Here is a 15,716-nt window from a genome sequence, read left to right on the forward strand (position 1 = left end):
TTGGGTTTCAACACAGACCCATGAAGGAAACCAAGCCATGACCACTGCAACTTTTCCAAACCCGATCCAAGCCTTCCAGCGCCTCAACCAGCCATCAGGCGTGATGCAATTGGGAGCCATAACAAGGGCGCTTGTGCTTTTGTCTGGCGTGACCATGACAGCCCTTTGCGTGTTTGCGATTGTCCGCGCACTGCTTGGGCTTACCGGCGACCTGCCGCATCTCACTAATGCAGCGGTGATGTTCCATGTCACAACCGTCATTCCATGCGTGCCGCTTGGCTTGTATCTGCTGCTCGCGCGCAAAGGCGATGCGATGCACAAGGCGCTGGGCAAGCTCTGGATTGCCTTGATGGTTATGACCGCAACCTCCACCCTCTTCATTCACGAGGGGATGGCCCTTTCGTGGATACACATCTTTGTACCGCTAACCTATCGCGCTTCATGGATCATCGTCAGCAGCGCGCGCAAAGGCGACATCAAACGCCACAAGGCCGAGATTGTCAGCCTGTTTCTAACCGCGCTGATGATCCCCGGCATCTTCGCAATCGCGCTGCCGGGTCGTTTGATGAATGTGATGCTGATGGGGTGAGGCCACAGTGTTCAGCCAGACCGCTTCAACACCAGATAAAGCGCGCCCTCTCCGCCATGGCGGATGTGGGCGCGCCTGACTGCCGCGATGGAATCGGCGTGGCGGCTAACCGCCAGCCAATCGAGCAGCTTTGCCCGGATGGCGCCGCGTTTACTCGCCCGATCAGCAGGATCAACCCGGCGCTCCCTGCCCGCCACCACCAACACCACCCGCGCGCCCATCATGCGCGCCTGATCAAGGCCCGACATGATCCGGTCATAAGCCCGGTCGAGATTGTGGTCGTGCAGATCGAGTGTGTAGTCAGGCGTGATCTGACCTGATTTCAGCTTGCGGTTCCAGCTGCCATCGAGCTGACTTGAGGCCATTGCACGTCTTGCAGGTGCCGGGGAATTTGCGCGCTTCAGCGGGCGTGTGGCAACAGGTTTTGGCTTGGGAGCGGGCTTGGGTGCAGGCGCGGCAGGCGATTGCGCCACTTCCTTCACCAAAGGCGCCTTCTTCCCCGGCACCGTTTTACCGGGAAGGGGCGTAACGCTCGATGCGAGGCGGGCCCAGGCGCGCTGCTCAGGCTCTGAAAGGCCGCGCGGATAACTCATAGACGCAAACTCATCGACCTGAGTTCAGCCGCGCAACGGTGCCCTTGGGAAGGAACACCAACGCCGTCCCGCGCCCGCTCATGCCGCCTGCAATGCGTCGCGCGTCTTCGCCAGCACCCCAAAAGGTGTCAAAGCGGTTCGCGCCCTTGATCGCGCCGCCTGTATCCTGCGCAATCCAGAGCCCGTCGGCTTCATTGCGGTCAAGATCGAGCCAGACCGGCGCACCCAGCGGGACAAATGCAGGGTCCGCCGCAACCGACGCCTCGCGCCGCACTGGCACACCCAATGCGCCAAGCGGGCCATCGCCCTTTAGCTCGCGAAAGAAAATCCAGCTTTTGTTCTCGCGCATGAGCGCGCGTCCCTCGCGCGGGTTTTCGCGGATATAAGCCATGATCCCTTGCATCGATCCGGAATATTGCCCCGGTCCATCGCCAAGCAGGCCACGCTCGCGCATCAACCCGCCAATCCCGGTGTATCCACGCCCGTTTTGCCCCGCATAACCGATGCGGATAATCTCACCTTCAGGAGTGCGGATGCGGCCCGACCCCTGGATTTGCAGGAAGAAAAACTCCACCGGATCAGCGGCATAAGCGATGACCGGAACCCGTCCTTCCAGCGCGCCATCTTCGATCTCTGCGCGTTCATAGTAAGGCACAAAATCGCCATTGGGCAATTCACGTCCCAATGGCGCGCGCCCGGTGCGTTCTGATAGCGGAGTGCTCGATGGCCAGCCGCGCTTAAGGTCGCTCGGCATGGCGTAAACTGGGACATATCCGGGGCGAGGTGTACGCGATCCAGCGATTTCCGGCTCGAAATAGCCGGTTGCAAAGGCTTTCCCATCTCCGATGCGAGCGGTTTCGAAATAAGTTTGGAAAAAGCCAAGGCTGTCGCTCATCGGCCATTGATAGGCCGCCTCACACGCGGGACGCCAATCAGCGCCAAAGGAAAGGCCGCTTTTGTCTTCGCGCCGTAGCAGCTGCGGACAGCTTTCGATAAAACCTGCCAACGCCGTGCCGGCATCGCGCGCGCTGATACCCAATTGACCGACACTAGGGCCGCGCACAACGCCTGCAAAAGCCGCGCTCGACGCCGTTATTATAGGGGGCGGAGTGCTGACAGCAGGGCGCGGGGCGTTCGCTTCGGGCACGAGGCGAAAGCAGCCCGAAAGAAGCACTACAGATGCAAGCGCAAACAGCGCAGCTTTCACGGAATTTGAGTTGTGAGACGGCCTGTCAGGACCAGTAAGCCAAATTGTATCACCCGGCTTTATCGCGCCGACACCCAATAACCCTGAGCGCAGCCCCCGCACCGTTAAGGCCCTCAGCCCTGATCGGTTTCGTCGAGAACCCAGTTTGGATCGCGCGACGACACATCCCGGCTAAAGGTCCAGATGTCGCGGCTTTCAATGGCGTCATCGAGGCTTCCTGCAACAACATTGCCATCCTTGTCGCGGGTGACAGCGGCGATGTCTGCCACAAACAAAACCGCAATCCGCGCAACTTTGGAGAATTTCGCAGTCTCAAGCGTTGCCGAATGGACGCGGGTTTCTTCGATGCGCACCAGCTTGTTATCGAGCGTGAGCCCTTCGGCCTCGCGCTCGTCAATAGCCGCAGCAAACCCTGCGTAAACGTCGTCATCGCACAGATCACGAAGCGTGTCCTTATCGCCTTTCCAGAATGCTTCGAGGATCATCTCATATGCGCCGCGCGCACCTTCGACAAAGGCACCCAATTCAAACGAGCGGTCTGCTGCCATAATGTCGCGAACGCCGCGCTCTGTCGCAGGCTGAACCCCTTCGAGTTCCACCGGACGCGGCTGCGATGCCTGCGCTGCACCCATCGCAGCAGGGGCCTTGTGCTGAGCATTTTCGCTCGGCTCGAAACGCTGTGGGATCGATTCCTCTTCGTGTTCTGCCCGGCGCCCAAGCACCGAATAGAGGCGCAGCCCCAAAAAGGCGGCGATCATGGCGAGGATGACGATTTCTAGAATCACGTTAGTTCCTTGTTTGACCGAATCTGGCGTTGGCCTTTGCAAACAACCCTATCAGTAGTGACTGAATTGAATGTGTATGCCAACACAAGATACGACCCGCATTGGCGCAAGATGCGCCGGAGAGGTCAGCTTGTTTGTCATACATAGGTATAAAATTCAATTCGCCAACGCCCTGTCGCCTTGCGATGAGTGCAATTTCGGCTGCAAAATACCACATCTCATCACTAAGCCAGGCGGTTGCCTGACGTGTTAGAGCCCATTGCCTGTCAGCGTGGCCCCTGCTAGGCGCGCTCGTGATTTTTTCGCCTCTCATTGAGGCAGGGTTCAGACATTCAATCGAAAGACGCACAAGACCATGGCCGAAGAAGGCGCAAATCCAGGTGACGTACTCACCAACCTCGACAACGCTGCTGCAGGGGACGCTGATAAGCAGCCCGCTGCCGGGATCATCACGCAATATGTAAAAGACCTTTCGGTCGAAAACCCCAATGCGCCTGATGTCTATCAATGGACAGAACAGCCTCAGGTAGACGTTCAGTTCAACATCGGCGCTGATGCCAAAGGCGAGGAAGTCAGCGAAGTTGAGCTTAAGATCAACATTACCGCATCGACTCAGAAAGGCCCCGCTTACATCATTGAGCTTTCTTATTGCGGCCTTGTTGGCATTCGCAATGTGCCCGATGATCAGGCGCACGCTTTCATGTTTGCTGAAACTCCGCGCATTCTCTTCCCGTTTGCCCGCCGCGTGATCGCAGATGCGGTGCGCGATGCAGGTTTTCCGCCGCTGATGGTTGAGCCAATTGATTTCAACGGCCTTTACATCCAGCAATTGCAAGCCAAGCGCGCACAAGAAGGCAATGTGACGACGCCGGCACCGGGCGCTGGCGCGTAAGGCCTTGCTTCGCTGGCCGGTGACCGCATAGCTTTGCGCCCATGAGCCTGCTCAAAAACGTCGGCACCATTGGGTCTTTGACCATGGTCAGCCGCATCGCCGGGATGGCGCGCGAGATGATTTTCGCGCGCGTTCTTGGCGCAAATGCTGTGACCGATGCGTGGTTTCAGGCTTTTATCATCCCCAACGTTTTTCGCCGCCTGTTCGCAGAAGGCGCGTTTTCGGCAGCCTTTGTGCCGATGTTTTCGAAGCGTCTGAACGGCAAAGACGACCCGGACGAAGGTTTGGAGGAAGCAAAAAGCTTCAGCAACGATGTGCTGAGCGTCTTTCTGCCCGTGCTGATCGCTCTGGTCGCCGTGTTCGAAATTGCGATGCCGGGTGTTATCTGGCTCCTTTCTGAGAAGCCGATTGATCCCGATACTTATCCGCTCGCGGTCGATTTTGCGCGGATCATGTTCCCCTACATCATCCTGGTGAGCTTGGTGACGCTCTTCACAGGGATGCTCAATTCCGTGTCGCGCTTTGCGCCCGGCGCCGCCTTTCCGATACTTCTCAATATCGTTTTGATCGCCGCGCTTTTGGCTGGCGAATGGTTTGCGCAAACGAGCGGAGCAAGCGTCGAGCAGGTCGCTTACGGCATTGCATGGGCGGTGACAGGCGCAGGGGTGATGCAGCTCGCATGGCTCTATTATTGGACACGGGTTGAGGGGTTCCGGCCAAAGCTTTTGTGGCCGCGCATCACGCCTGAGGTGAAGCGCCTGTCGATCATCGCCCTGCCCGCAGCGATTGGGGGCGGCGCCTATCAGATCAACACTCTGGTACAGCTCTATTTCCTCAACCAGCTTGAGGATGGATCGGTCAGCTATATGAACTACGCCGACCGCCTCAACCAATTGCCGCTTGGCATTATCGGTATCGCGCTTTCGACCGCAATCCTGCCGACGCTCTCAAAGTTTGTGGGAGGCGACAACAAGGAAGGCGCGGACCGCATCCAGTCCGACGCGATTGAGCTTGCCATGCTGCTCACCATACCTGCCGCTGTGGCGCTGGCGATCTGCGCCGAAGCTTTCGTCACCATGATCTTTGCAGGCGGACGCTTTGATCTGGCCGATGCTGCGGTGACAGGCAATGTGCTGGCGACGCTCGTTCTGGGGCTTCCTGCTTATGTGCTTGTGAAAGTGCTGGTGCCCAATTTCTACGCCCGCGCCGATACGCGCACGCCCGTGGTCGCAGCGTTCATATCGCTGGCTGTGTTTATCGCAGCGACCCTGCTCTTCCTTGATGATTACGGAGTGATAGGCGTTGCCTTTGCCAGCGTCGTTGGTGCGTGGATCAATGTCGGCTTCCTGCTGATCGTCCTTGCAAACCGGGGGCATTATCGCATTCCCGGCGTTCTGTTGCTGCGCATCGCCAGACAAGCCATCGCCGCAGCTGCAATGGGCGCTGCGCTTTATTATGCGAACGGCGTACTCACCGATTGGTATTCCGCCGGGGTCTTTGCGCGGTTAGCCGCGCTTGGCGTGTTGGTTGGCGCTGCTGGGATCGTTTACTTCGGCCTTGCATTTGCCCTTGGCGCGATTGATAGGGCGCGCATCACCGCACTTACGAAAAAGAAGGCCATCTAAACCATGCGTGTCGTCTCTGGCATTCAACCCACCGGAAAACCGCACCTTGGCAATTATCTGGGCGCCATCGTCAATTATGTGAAATTGCAGGACGAGGCGCAGGCAGCGGGCGGGGAGTGTTTTATCTTCCTTGCCGACCTTCACGCGCTTTCGATGCCGCATGATCCGGCAGAGTTGACGCAAAACACCCGCGAGATGGTCGCGACATTGGTTGCGTGCGGGGTAGACCCGGCGAAGACCGTGCTTTTCAACCAAGCCCAGGTGCCAGCGCACGCAGAGCTCCAATGGCTCCTCAATGGCACAGCGCGCATGGGGTGGCTCAACCGCATGACGCAGTGGAAGGACAAGGCGGGTAAGAACCGCGAGGGGCAATCCATCGCGCTCTTCACTTACCCCGTGCTGCAAGCCGCCGACGTGCTTCTTTATCAGGCAACACACGTCCCCGTGGGTGAGGATCAGAAACAGCATCTGGAATTGGCCCGCGACATCGCGCAGAAATTCAACAATGATTTCTGCCCCGAAGACGCGCCGCTCTTCACTCTGCCAGAACCCTATATCCCGCCAGCGGCTGCACGCATTATGTCCTTGCGCGATGGCACAGCCAAGATGAGCAAGTCCGACCCGTCCGATATGAGCCGTATTTCACTCACCGATGATCCTGACACGGTGATGAAAAAGGTGAAAAAGGCGAAGACCGATCCAGAGCCCCTGCCATCGGAAGAGGCAGGGCTTGAGGATCGCCCCGAAGCGAAGAACCTTGTGGGCATTTACGCAGCGCTGGCCGGCAAAACTTCGGCTGAAGTGTTGAGCGAGCACGGCGGGCAAGGGTTCGGCGCGTTCAAACCGGCGCTGGGCGAAGTGTTGGTGGAGACGCTTCGCCCCATCAATGCGCGCTTCATGGAATTAAAAGACGATCAGGAGGCGCTCGATGCCATTCTTGCGCGCGGCGCAGCGCAAGCGCGCGAGCGTGGCATCCCGACATTGAACGCAACCTACAAGGCGTTGGGCCTTGTGCGGGGATAAGGTGCGCGGCTAACTCGGCGTACGCGCCTAATCCAGCCCACCTTCAAGAGTTCACGTTCAAATCCGGTTCAGCCCGCATCGCTATTTTCGTGCGCGTAAACAGCTGACCTGCGAGATAAGGGGTTCCATCGTTCAGAGTGCATCTGAGCGAAAGCGCGAGGGCAAAGCAAGAGATCAGCATTTTATGGACTGATAGCCGTTGGGCCATGGGTGAATGCGCCCTTCCCACTGGCGATTTTGTGAAGGATATGGCATGATCCATTCTGATATGACCTCTGGCACCACAAACACGCGATCATCGTTCGCGACCCGGCTTTTGCGTCCTGCTGCCAAACTTGGCCTCGCAGGCGCTCTCGCGCTTGGCCTTGCGGCGTGTTCGACCAATACGTTCAAGGCCGATGTTTCGCGCTTTCAGGCCGAGCTTCCTGCGCCACAAGGGCAAACATTCGCGGTTGTCGCCGATGATCCGGCGCTCGCTGGGGGCCTTGAATTTTCGCTCTACGCTGACCTCGTCGCTGAAGAAATGGCCAAGCTTGGCTATGTTGAGGCTGAGCCAGAGGCGGCAACCATGCTCGTGCGGTTCGACTATGGCGTCGACAATGGGCGCGAACGTGTGCGCACCACCAACACCGGCTTTGGCCACTTTGGCCCGTGGGGCCGCTTTGGTGGCTTCGGCTTTAATCGCGGCTATGCCTTTGGCTTTTACGATCCATGGCTCGCCGGACCAGAAGTGCGCAGCTACACCGTGTACGTAAGCGACATTGATCTTAAGATCGACAACGCCGTCACCGGCGAACGACTGTTCGAAGGCCAAGCGCAGGCTGCCTCGCGCTCCAACCGCTTGCAGCATCTTGTCCCCAATCTGGTCGATGCAATCTTCACCGACTTCCCCGGCAACTCTGGAGAAGTCCTGCGCATCACTATTCGCGACGATGGGAAAAGCGTAAAACCAGCCAAGTGATGAGCGTTCTTGATACCTACCCGTGGACGGGACGGAAAGGCGGCGGAAGGGATCAGCGCCGCCTTTTTGATTCAACGCCCCCTGATCTCGCATATCAAACCCGGTTCAAAGTTTCATGAACAGCCTTCGTCTCGCTCTTACTGTTTGCACCGCAAGCATGGTGGCGGTGATTGGCGCATCCAGTCCGGCGAGCGCTTTGCAAAGAGGCGCGCAAGTTGACGCGCAGCGAAGCACAGAGGTTTTCGTTGATCTTGGCAGGTGGGTCATCTTGCAGAACGAGGCGCAGCGCAGTTGCGAGCTTCGGCTTAACGATGGCGGACCACATATCCTGCGCTATCAGATGAAGGATGGCCAAGGTGCCACTCTCTCGCTTGAGCCGCGTTCAGGTCGATATTTCGGGGGCATGATCGGCAATGTCGAATGGGCGTTTGATGAGGCACGCTTTGCCGGGTTTGGCTCTGGCGGCGGTTTTTCCCTTGGCGCGAGCTCGCGCGATGTTGTCGCTGGCTTTCGCGCAGCCAGAGTGCTGAGCGTCAGCCAGGGCGGGCAACCAATTGCGCGCATTGACTTAACCACCAGTTCGGCAGGCTATCGCCTCCTTGAACAATGCGCCGAGCAATGGCGGTATATCCCGTGGTATCAGCGCGAAGCGTATGCGCAGTACCGCGAATTGCCCGAAGCAGCGCCATCACGGCGTGGCAGGATGATCGCTGGCCCATCACGGCCCGAACCACGTTCCGGTTCGGCTGGAAACGTGCGCGGGCGGCCCGGCGGTGTTGCCCCGCCGCTCCGGCCAGCGACTGATGCGCGCCCGATCAATTCATCCGACTGGATCAGGGCGGATGACCGGCTCCCATGGCCCTCGCGCGGTTTTGCCCCCGGTCAAGGCGTGCTGCGCTATACCCTTCTCGTCAACGAAAACGGGCGCGCGGAAGATTGCGATGTCGAAGACAGCACGGGTTCGCGCAAATTGGACCGTCGTGCGTGCAAATTGCTCGAAGAGCGCGCCCGCTTCGAGCCGGCGCGCACGGCCACCGGCCAAGCGGTCAAGGCACGCTACACCTCTACCGTCAAATTTGCCGGGGATTAGGCCCGGCTAAAGCTCTTTATGACCGCCGGTTGAGCCAAAGCCGCCATCGCCGCGGGTCGTGTCGTCGAGCTCGTCAACTTCTTCCCAGACGCCTTGCGTGACAGGGGCTACGATAAGTTGCGCCACGCGGTCGCCGCGCTCGATCTTAAACTCGTGGGTTCCATGATTGATCATGAGCACTTTAAGCTCGCCGCGATAATCGCTGTCGATTGTGCCTGGCGTATTGGGCACAGTTACGCCGTGCTTGAACGCAAGGCCAGAGCGCGGGCGAACCTGTATCTCATAGCCTTCGGGGATCGCCACGCTGAGCCCGGTCGGCACTGCTTTACGGTCCCCTGGCGCAATCGACATATCTTCGGATGCCACCACATCCATGCCCGCAGCGCCATCGGTCGCATAAGCCGGCAGGGGAAGGTCGACGCCCGTTGGCAGGCGCTTCACTTTGATTTGCACTTTATTGGTCACGGCGAGTATCAGCCCTTTGCTGCCAAAGCATCAGCCATACGGTTCACCAGCGCCATTGCAACCTCGCCCTTGGGCATTTGATCGAGGCTTTCCACGCCCTCGCTCGTGATGATGTGCACGGCGTTGTTATCTCCGCCCATCACATCGCCTGATACGTCATTGGCGACAATCCAGTCGGCGGCCTTGCGTTTGCGCTTTTGCTTGGCGTGGTCGATCACCGCATCGGTTTCAGCAGCAAAACCCACGACCAATGCCGGGCGGTTGGTGCCAGCCGCAACATTGGTCAAGATGTCCGGGTTTTCGGTCAGCATCAAAGCAGGCGGGGCAGAGCCGCGCTTCTTGATCTTTTCGTCGCGATATTCCTTAGGCCGCCAATCGGCGACCGCGGCCACCATTACGGCGACATCTGCGGGAAGTGCACGTTTGACCGCAGATGACATTTCCTCCGCGCTTTCAACATCAATCCGCTTTACCCCGGCAGGCGTTTTGAGGAACACAGGGCCCGCCACCAGAGTGACATTTGCGCCCAAAGCAGCGGCGGCAGCAGCAATGGCAAAGCCTTGCTTTCCGCTTGAGCGATTGGCGATGTAGCGCACCGGATCAATCGATTCCCACGTCGGACCGGCAGTGACAAGCACATGGCGACCCGCGAGCGGTTGATGCGCTGCGTCCGCAACGATCCCGGCGATCTCTTCTTCATCCGCGGCAATCGCTTCCATTGATGCGGGTGCAGCAGCCTTCGCTGTGACTTTGGTATCCTCGCGCGCTTCGACAAGGTCGGATGCCTTGTCGGAAAGGCCCTCTTCTGCGGCGTCAGGCGCAAGGCGGCGCTCATCAACCTCGTGATTGATCGCATCCTGATCGACCGGAGGCGCGGCCTTGCCTGCCCCCTTCTTCGCAAGCGGGGAGCCTGCGAGGTTTGGATCAAACTCGATCTCTTCTTCGGGAAGTTCTTGCAGAAACTCTTCTGGCACCTCGGCTTCGCCAAGAGCGTGGAGTTCCGCCTCAATCTCTTCGGCACTGCGTTTTTCAGTAGAGCGCGGGATAATGCGTGAAAGCAATCCGCTGAGCCCACCAGACGATGCTGCTTCGCTTTCATCCTCAGGCTCAAGCGCTTCGACTTCGGCAGGCGGCAGCGTCGTCGCGGGCGCAGGCGCCTCTTCCTCGACCTCAATCCCAAAGTGCTCAGCAATCGCGCGCCAGATTGCAGGGGGCTCGGGCAGGCGGCCATAGCCAAATTCACCGCACGCCATCATCCCTTCGTCGGGGTGGAGCACATGAACGCCATTGTCGCGCAATGTCGCAACATTGCGCACGGTGGAGGCGTGCTCCCACATCTTCACGTTCATCGCAGGCACCGCCAAGACGGGCTTGTTCGTGGCCAGCAGCAATGTGGTCGCAAGGTCATCGGCAACCCCTGCCGCCATCTTCGCCATGAGGTCAGCCGTCGCCGGGCAAACGACCACAAGATCTGCCTCGCGCGACAGTTCGATGTGGCCCATCTCCACCTCATTCTTGAGGTCGAAGAGCGAGGTGTAAACTTGGGATTCGGACAGGGCCGCAAGTGACATGGGCGTTACGAACTGCTGCCCGCCTTTGGTCACAACCGGAGTGACCGATCCCCCGCCCTTGCGGATGAGGCGCACCAGCTCAAGCGATTTGTAAGCCGCAATACCGCCGCCCACCACGAGGAGAATCTTGGGTTCCTTGACGCTCACAGCTTGTCCATCGTCCTCAAAATGTAGGTTTTCTACACCCATCTAACCACCTCAGTGCTGATAGCCAAGTATCCGGGTCAAGTATCCGGGCCAACTCTGCGGCCCAACTCTGCGGGCCAGCCTTGCGCTGCGATGATTAAGATTGCACTTATGTCCTTGCCCCCTGCGATTAAGCGACAAAACTGCGATCAAGCGAGAAAACAATGGGTGCAAGGGGCGCTGAGAGGGGATTTACGACATGAAATTGGCACTCAAAGTGATTTTGAGTTTCGGTGGGCTTTTGCTGGTCTTTATAGGCTTTGGCTTTCTCACCGATCCGGTGGCCTCAGGCGCGGACTTCGGGCTCGCCGTCGAAGGCGCGCATGGCCTTACCTCGGTGCGCGGCGATATGACTTCGTTCTTCACGGTTAGCGGGGCGTGTTTGCTTTGGGGCGCATGGGGTGAAAGGCGCGATCCTTTGATCATTGGCGGCGCGCTGATGCTTGTGGTGCTGCTCGTGCGGGTAATCTCGCTGTTTGAATATGGCACCTTTGACGGGTTCGAGACGCCTATGGTGTTTGAAGGAATAGTGGGCACGCTCGGCCTGATTGCGGCAAGAATCCTGCCGGCGAGGGATTGAGCGCGCGGGCTAAATGAGCCCGGCCACGCTTGCGCCCCAAACAGCGCCAGCACCAACCAGCCCTGCGACGAAATAGCCGAGCCAGCCGCCGCTCTGTCTGGATGCGTCCTTGTCGCCGATACGTCCCATGAGCTTGACCTCTGGCAAGGGAGGCGCTTCGGGCGCGCCGCCTTTGGGTGGGAAGCGGTCTTCGATACGGCGGATAAGGTCGGGCAGACGAAGGAAGGTTTGCGCGTCCTCTTTCAGGCGCTCTGCCACTGCCGCCTCCGGTCCCAGCTCATCGCGGATCCACGAACGCACATAAGGCGCGGCGGTATCCCACATATTGATGTCGGGATTAAGCTGTGTTGCGATGCCTTCGACCATCACCATGGTTTTCTGCAAGAGCAAAAGGTGCGGCTGGGTCTGCATATCGAAATCACGGGTGATCGCGAACAGGCCATCGAGCATCTGACCAACTGAGAGCTCTTTTACAGGCTTGCCACGCATGGGTTCGCCCACTGCGCGAAGGGCGGTCGCAAACTCGCCTACCGAATGATAGCTTGGCACATATTGCGCCTCGAAATGAATTTCCGCGACGCGTTTGTAATTGCCAGTGGTCAGGCCGTAGAGAATTTCAGCGAGCCATTGCCGCGCGCGCCGGTCGATCCGGCCCATAATGCCAAAATCAATCGCAACGATGGTGCCATCGTCCTGCACGAACAGGTTCCCTTGGTGCATATCGGCGTGGAAGAAACCAGCGCTGATCGCTTGGGTCAGGAAGCTGATCACGAGACGCTGGGACAATTGTTCGAGATCATGGCCAGCAGCGATCAATTCATCACGGCGCGAGATTTTGATCCCGTCAACCCATTCAACCGTCATCACCCGCCCATTGGTCCGGTCCCAGTCAATCGCCGGGATGCGATAGCCATCAACCCCGCGCATATCCTCAGCCAGTTCCGATGCTGAGGCCGCTTCACGGCGCAGGTCGAGTTCAGAATTGGTCCACCGTTTGAAATTGGCAATCGTCAAACGCGGGCGAAGGCGCTGTGCCTCGCCTCCCATCGCCTCTACGTGAGCTGCGGCCCATTCATAGGTTTGAATGTCCTTGGCAAATTTCTCACGGATACCGGGGCGAAGGACTTTGATCGCGACCTTTCGCCCGTCAGTGGTCACACCTTTATGCACCTGAGCAATTGATGCAGCGCCCACCGGGTCTGGATCAATCTCGGAAAACAGCGCTTCCAAAGGCTGGCCAAAGGAGCTTTCAATCGATTCGCGGATAAGCGCAAAATCGACCGGCGGCAGATTGTCCTGAAGCTGCAAAAGATTGTGCGCGGCCTCTTCGCCCACGAGATCGGGACGGGTCGCGAGCGATTGCCCCAATTTGATCGCCGCAGGGCCAATTGCGCGGAAAGCGCCAGCGTAATCACGCTCCCCCTTTTTGGAGGTGAACGTCGCAAGTCGCGCGATCTTTGCCAAAGTCTTGACTGGCGCTGGCGCGTTAGGGTCTTCCTCAATCCCGACAAGCGCACGGCGGCGCGCAAGGGTGATGCCCCATCTTGCAAGACGGAAAAGGTGCGTTGCTGGTTTGGTCATTGGGCTGGGCGGTTCACTTGAACTTAGACCTTCCACCCCGAATGGATGGCAACCGCGCCGCCCAGAATGATCTCGGCCTTGGTGTTCACAAAGCCCGCCTCGCGGATCATCGCCTCGAATTCAGGCGCGCGGGGGAATTTGCGGATACTTTCCGCCAGATAGCGATAGCTCTCTGTATCGCCTGCAATCACCTGCCCCATGCGCGGCATGATATTCATCGAATAAAAGTCGTAGATTTCGCGGAAGCCCGACCAGTCAGTGACCGAAAACTCCATACAGTAAAAGCGGCCACCGGGGCGAAGAACGCGCAGCGCTTCCTTCAAGGCCTTGTCCTTATGGGTCACGTTCCGGATGCCAAAGACAATGGTGTAGGCGTCAAATGTGTTCGCCGGGAAAGTAACCTCTTCTGCATTTTGTCGAGAGAAAACCAAGCTGCCTGCGCCCGGAGCCTCGCTGCGCTCCATCGCGCGCTCTGCGCCTACGTCGAGCATTTCCTGATTGATATCGGCAACCGTCACATTCGCGCCGCGATCGGCCATGCGAAAGGCAATGTCGCCCGTGCCGCCTGCCATGTCGAGGATGTTTTCGCCCGCTTGCGGCTTCACGCGTTTGACAAAACGATCCTTCCAGCCGCGGTGCATCCCGAAACTCATCGCATCGTTCATGATGTCGTATTTCTTGGCGACGGACGAGAAAACCTGCCCCACACGGCGGGTCTTTTCCTCTGGGGTTACATTTTCATAGCCGAACGAGACGGTTTCAGATGTGCTTTCACTCATACCGGGAGCCTTAGAGGGAATTGCGGGGCACGCAAAGGGTGATTAGGGACGTCTTTCATGCGTGCGGTCAGCCCATCCGGACTGACCTTGGGCCGAGCCACCCACGCCCTTCCACCCTTCCACCCGGATTATCACTCCGGAGTACGATCCGGGTGGAAGGGTGGAAGGGCGTGGGTGGCTCGGCGCGAGCGTTAGCGAGCCCAAACAAACAATGCCTGAATTACCTGAAGTCGAAACAACTGTCAGAGGACTTGCAAAGTTCCTTGATGGCGCGCGGATTGAGCGGGTGGTGCTCAACCGTCCCGATTTGCGCCGTCCTTTCCCCGAGGATTTGGTGCAGGTGATGACCGGCGCAACCATCACCAGCCTCTCGCGCAGGGCGAAATACGGCCTTTTCCATCTCGACCGCGAGCAGTCGGTGATCTTCCATCTTGGTATGAGCGGGCGCTGGCGGATTGATCCAGAGGAACCCGACAAGCATGACCATATGGTGTTGGAAACCGCGCACAACCGCTTTGCCTTGTGCGACCCTAGGCGATTCGGTTCTGTTGATATGGTGGCGAGCCATGCGCTCGATCAATGGGGCCCGTTTGCCGCTCTGGGACCGGAGCCTTTGGGACCAGAGCTAACGCCCGCCTATTTAAAGGCCGCCCTTAAGGGAAAAACCCAAAGCATAAAGCTGTGCCTGCTTGATCAAAGGATAGTGGCAGGGCTTGGCAATATCTATGTGTGCGAAGCCTTGTGGCGTTCTGGCATTCGGCCAACCAAACAGGGCGGCAAGGTGACGCGGCCCCAGCTGGAACGGCTCGTTCCCGCAATCAAGGACGTGCTCACCGCCTCGATCCGCGACGGGGGCTCTACTTTGAGAGACTATGCCGCCCCGGACGGCGAGCTTGGCTATTTCGCGACGCGTTTTGATGTCTATGGCCGCGAGGGGGAGGTGTGCCACAAGGCGGACGGCGGCACTATCAAGCGGATCGTTCAGGGCGGGCGCAGCACGTGGTATTGCCCGGTCTGCCAGAAGTAGCTGGCCTAAGGCGGTGTGCCCAGTGCCGGGGGTGGGAATTGCGCACCGATACGATAGGCGTTCCCAAAACACTTGCCATTCGCGGCAATTCGCACTAGGTGCGCCGCTTTCCCGGCGAAGAATCGCCGCGCTTTGTATATCCAAAGCATTTTAGATCCAGATTTTCGGCCGCCTGTTAAGGGTAGCCCTCATAAGACGCGAGACAGACAAAATTATGGCAAACACGCCTCAAGCCCGTAAGCGCATCCGTCGCAACAATCGCCGCGCTGAAATCAACACGGCGCGCATGAGCCGCATCCGCAGCTTCGTCAAGAAAGTCGAAACTGCTCTTGAAGCTGGCAATAAAGACGAAGCAGCCGCAGCTCTTAAAGCTGCTCAGCCGGAACTGGCTCGCGGTGTTGCGCGCGGCGTGATGCACAAGAACACGGTCGCGCGCAAAATGTCGCGCCTGTCAAAGCGAGTCGCCGCTCTCTGATTCGCCTCCACGGCCAACTTTAAGGGGTTTCCCTTAGGGTAGCTCTACGTAGTTTGGGCTCAGCAAATTCACTAAGGGTCGCATCGCAAGATGTGGCCCTTTTATTTTGCACCGCACAATTAAAGATGTCCTCTCAAGAACCCGCAGAAACCCTACGATTCGCAGTTTGCCGCGCGGTTAATTCTGCGGAAACCATGAAAAATCAGGCGGTTGAACGTAAGTCTGCGGGGTAGCGGCGAGTCAAGCCGATTTATTTCCGTTTTGTTGCAATAGTTCGCTTGCACAAA

The 15,716-nt window shown here is 58.5% G+C and carries 16 protein-coding genes; 9 read left to right on the plus strand and 7 right to left on the minus strand.

The features are described from left to right. The first annotated feature begins 37 nt into the window (after positions 1 to 37). Entirely contained in the window at positions 38 to 589 is a 552-nt protein-coding gene (locus INR77_RS15730; protein WP_223071919.1) for a DUF2306 domain-containing protein, read from the plus strand. Positions 590 to 600: 11 nt separating this feature from the next. On the opposite strand, the gene INR77_RS15735 is transcribed toward INR77_RS15730, so the two are convergent. The 3 genes from INR77_RS15735 to INR77_RS15745 all read right to left on the minus strand — a co-directional run bounded on the left by INR77_RS15735 (position 601) and on the right by INR77_RS15745 (position 3,174). Further along, on the minus strand, positions 601 to 1,182 hold the full coding sequence (locus tag INR77_RS15735) for a Smr/MutS family protein (protein ID WP_223071920.1): 582 nt from the start codon (positions 1,180 to 1,182) through the stop codon (positions 601 to 603). Positions 1,183 to 1,192: 10 nt separating this feature from the next. Further along, entirely contained in the window at positions 1,193 to 2,389 is a 1,197-nt protein-coding gene (locus INR77_RS15740; RefSeq protein WP_223071921.1) for a murein transglycosylase A, read from the minus strand. A 113-nt stretch (positions 2,390 to 2,502) separates the two neighbouring features. Next, positions 2,503 to 3,174 carry a Tim44/TimA family putative adaptor protein gene (locus INR77_RS15745; RefSeq protein WP_223071922.1) on the minus strand — a complete coding sequence of 224 codons (672 nt, stop codon included), beginning with the start codon at positions 3,172 to 3,174 and terminating at the stop codon, positions 2,503 to 2,505. Between the two features lie 355 nt (positions 3,175 to 3,529). Between INR77_RS15745 and secB the strand changes: the two genes are divergently transcribed. The 5 genes from secB (at position 3,530) to INR77_RS15770 (ending at position 8,765) form a co-directional block, all read left to right on the plus strand. After that, positions 3,530 to 4,066: a protein-export chaperone SecB gene (gene secB, locus INR77_RS15750; protein ID WP_223071923.1), complete on the plus strand. Its 537-nt coding sequence runs from the start codon at positions 3,530 to 3,532 to the stop codon at positions 4,064 to 4,066. A 41-nt stretch (positions 4,067 to 4,107) separates the two neighbouring features. Beyond that, a complete protein-coding gene (gene murJ, locus INR77_RS15755) occupies positions 4,108 to 5,691 on the plus strand; it encodes a murein biosynthesis integral membrane protein MurJ (protein ID WP_223071924.1) in 1,584 nt (527 codons plus the stop codon). 3 nt (positions 5,692 to 5,694) lie between these two features. Next, positions 5,695 to 6,714 (plus strand): tryptophan--tRNA ligase, encoded by a 1,020-nt coding sequence (trpS, locus tag INR77_RS15760; protein WP_223071925.1) that lies wholly within the window; start codon positions 5,695 to 5,697, stop codon positions 6,712 to 6,714. 253 nt (positions 6,715 to 6,967) lie between these two features. After that, complete coding sequence (locus INR77_RS15765; RefSeq protein ID WP_255573833.1) at positions 6,968 to 7,675, plus strand: DUF4136 domain-containing protein; 708 nt, start codon at positions 6,968 to 6,970, stop codon at positions 7,673 to 7,675. Positions 7,676 to 7,790: 115 nt separating this feature from the next. Continuing rightward, entirely contained in the window at positions 7,791 to 8,765 is a 975-nt protein-coding gene (locus INR77_RS15770) for a TonB family protein (RefSeq protein WP_223071926.1), read from the plus strand. A 6-nt stretch (positions 8,766 to 8,771) separates the two neighbouring features. Here the strand turns inward: INR77_RS15770 and dut are convergent, their stop codons facing one another. Together dut and INR77_RS15780 are read right to left on the minus strand one after the other, a co-directional pair. Next, complete coding sequence (gene dut, locus INR77_RS15775) at positions 8,772 to 9,230, minus strand: dUTP diphosphatase (protein WP_223071927.1); 459 nt, start codon at positions 9,228 to 9,230, stop codon at positions 8,772 to 8,774. 8 nt (positions 9,231 to 9,238) lie between these two features. Beyond that, positions 9,239 to 10,990 carry a phosphopantothenate--cysteine ligase family flavoprotein gene (locus INR77_RS15780; protein ID WP_223071928.1) on the minus strand — a complete coding sequence of 584 codons (1,752 nt, stop codon included), beginning with the start codon at positions 10,988 to 10,990 and terminating at the stop codon, positions 9,239 to 9,241. Positions 10,991 to 11,186: 196 nt separating this feature from the next. On the opposite strand from INR77_RS15780, the gene INR77_RS15785 reads away from it, so the two are divergent. Next, a complete protein-coding gene (locus INR77_RS15785; protein WP_223071929.1) occupies positions 11,187 to 11,567 on the plus strand; it encodes a hypothetical protein in 381 nt (126 codons plus the stop codon). A 9-nt stretch (positions 11,568 to 11,576) separates the two neighbouring features. Here INR77_RS15785 and ubiB read toward each other — a convergent pair whose 3' ends face one another. Next, on the minus strand, positions 11,577 to 13,148 hold the full coding sequence (gene ubiB / locus INR77_RS15790) for a 2-polyprenylphenol 6-hydroxylase (protein ID WP_223071930.1): 1,572 nt from the start codon (positions 13,146 to 13,148) through the stop codon (positions 11,577 to 11,579). Positions 13,149 to 13,171: 23 nt separating this feature from the next. Continuing rightward, complete coding sequence (locus INR77_RS15795; RefSeq protein ID WP_223071931.1) at positions 13,172 to 13,927, minus strand: class I SAM-dependent methyltransferase; 756 nt, start codon at positions 13,925 to 13,927, stop codon at positions 13,172 to 13,174. A gap of 211 nt (positions 13,928 to 14,138) precedes the next feature. Between INR77_RS15795 and mutM the strand changes: the two genes are divergently transcribed. Continuing rightward, entirely contained in the window at positions 14,139 to 14,954 is an 816-nt protein-coding gene (mutM, locus tag INR77_RS15800) for a bifunctional DNA-formamidopyrimidine glycosylase/DNA-(apurinic or apyrimidinic site) lyase (RefSeq protein WP_223071932.1), read from the plus strand. Between the two features lie 214 nt (positions 14,955 to 15,168). Beyond that, on the plus strand, positions 15,169 to 15,429 hold the full coding sequence (gene rpsT / locus INR77_RS15805) for a 30S ribosomal protein S20 (RefSeq protein WP_223071933.1): 261 nt from the start codon (positions 15,169 to 15,171) through the stop codon (positions 15,427 to 15,429). Positions 15,430 to 15,716: the final 287 nt, after the last annotated feature.

It is taken from the genome of Erythrobacter sp. SCSIO 43205 (assembly GCF_019904235.1).
In the GTDB taxonomy this organism is placed as follows: domain Bacteria; phylum Pseudomonadota; class Alphaproteobacteria; order Sphingomonadales; family Sphingomonadaceae; genus Erythrobacter.

Coding starts and splice junctions, on each gene's coding strand:
- INR77_RS15730 (WP_223071919.1), top strand. CDS start 38: ATGACCACTGCAACTTTTCCAAACCCGATCCAAGCCTTCCAGCGCCTC.
- INR77_RS15735 (WP_223071920.1), bottom strand. CDS start 1,182: ATGAGTTATCCGCGCGGCCTTTCAGAGCCTGAGCAGCGCGCCTGGGCC.
- secB (WP_223071923.1), top strand. CDS start 3,530: ATGGCCGAAGAAGGCGCAAATCCAGGTGACGTACTCACCAACCTCGAC.
- murJ (WP_223071924.1), top strand. CDS start 4,108: ATGAGCCTGCTCAAAAACGTCGGCACCATTGGGTCTTTGACCATGGTC.
- trpS (WP_223071925.1), top strand. CDS start 5,695: ATGCGTGTCGTCTCTGGCATTCAACCCACCGGAAAACCGCACCTTGGC.
- INR77_RS15765 (WP_255573833.1), top strand. CDS start 6,968: ATGATCCATTCTGATATGACCTCTGGCACCACAAACACGCGATCATCG.
- INR77_RS15770 (WP_223071926.1), top strand. CDS start 7,791: ATGAACAGCCTTCGTCTCGCTCTTACTGTTTGCACCGCAAGCATGGTG.
- INR77_RS15780 (WP_223071928.1), bottom strand. CDS start 10,990: ATGGGTGTAGAAAACCTACATTTTGAGGACGATGGACAAGCTGTGAGC.
- INR77_RS15785 (WP_223071929.1), top strand. CDS start 11,187: ATGAAATTGGCACTCAAAGTGATTTTGAGTTTCGGTGGGCTTTTGCTG.
- ubiB (WP_223071930.1), bottom strand. CDS start 13,148: ATGACCAAACCAGCAACGCACCTTTTCCGTCTTGCAAGATGGGGCATC.
- INR77_RS15795 (WP_223071931.1), bottom strand. CDS start 13,927: ATGAGTGAAAGCACATCTGAAACCGTCTCGTTCGGCTATGAAAATGTA.
- mutM (WP_223071932.1), top strand. CDS start 14,139: ATGCCTGAATTACCTGAAGTCGAAACAACTGTCAGAGGACTTGCAAAG.
- rpsT (WP_223071933.1), top strand. CDS start 15,169: ATGGCAAACACGCCTCAAGCCCGTAAGCGCATCCGTCGCAACAATCGC.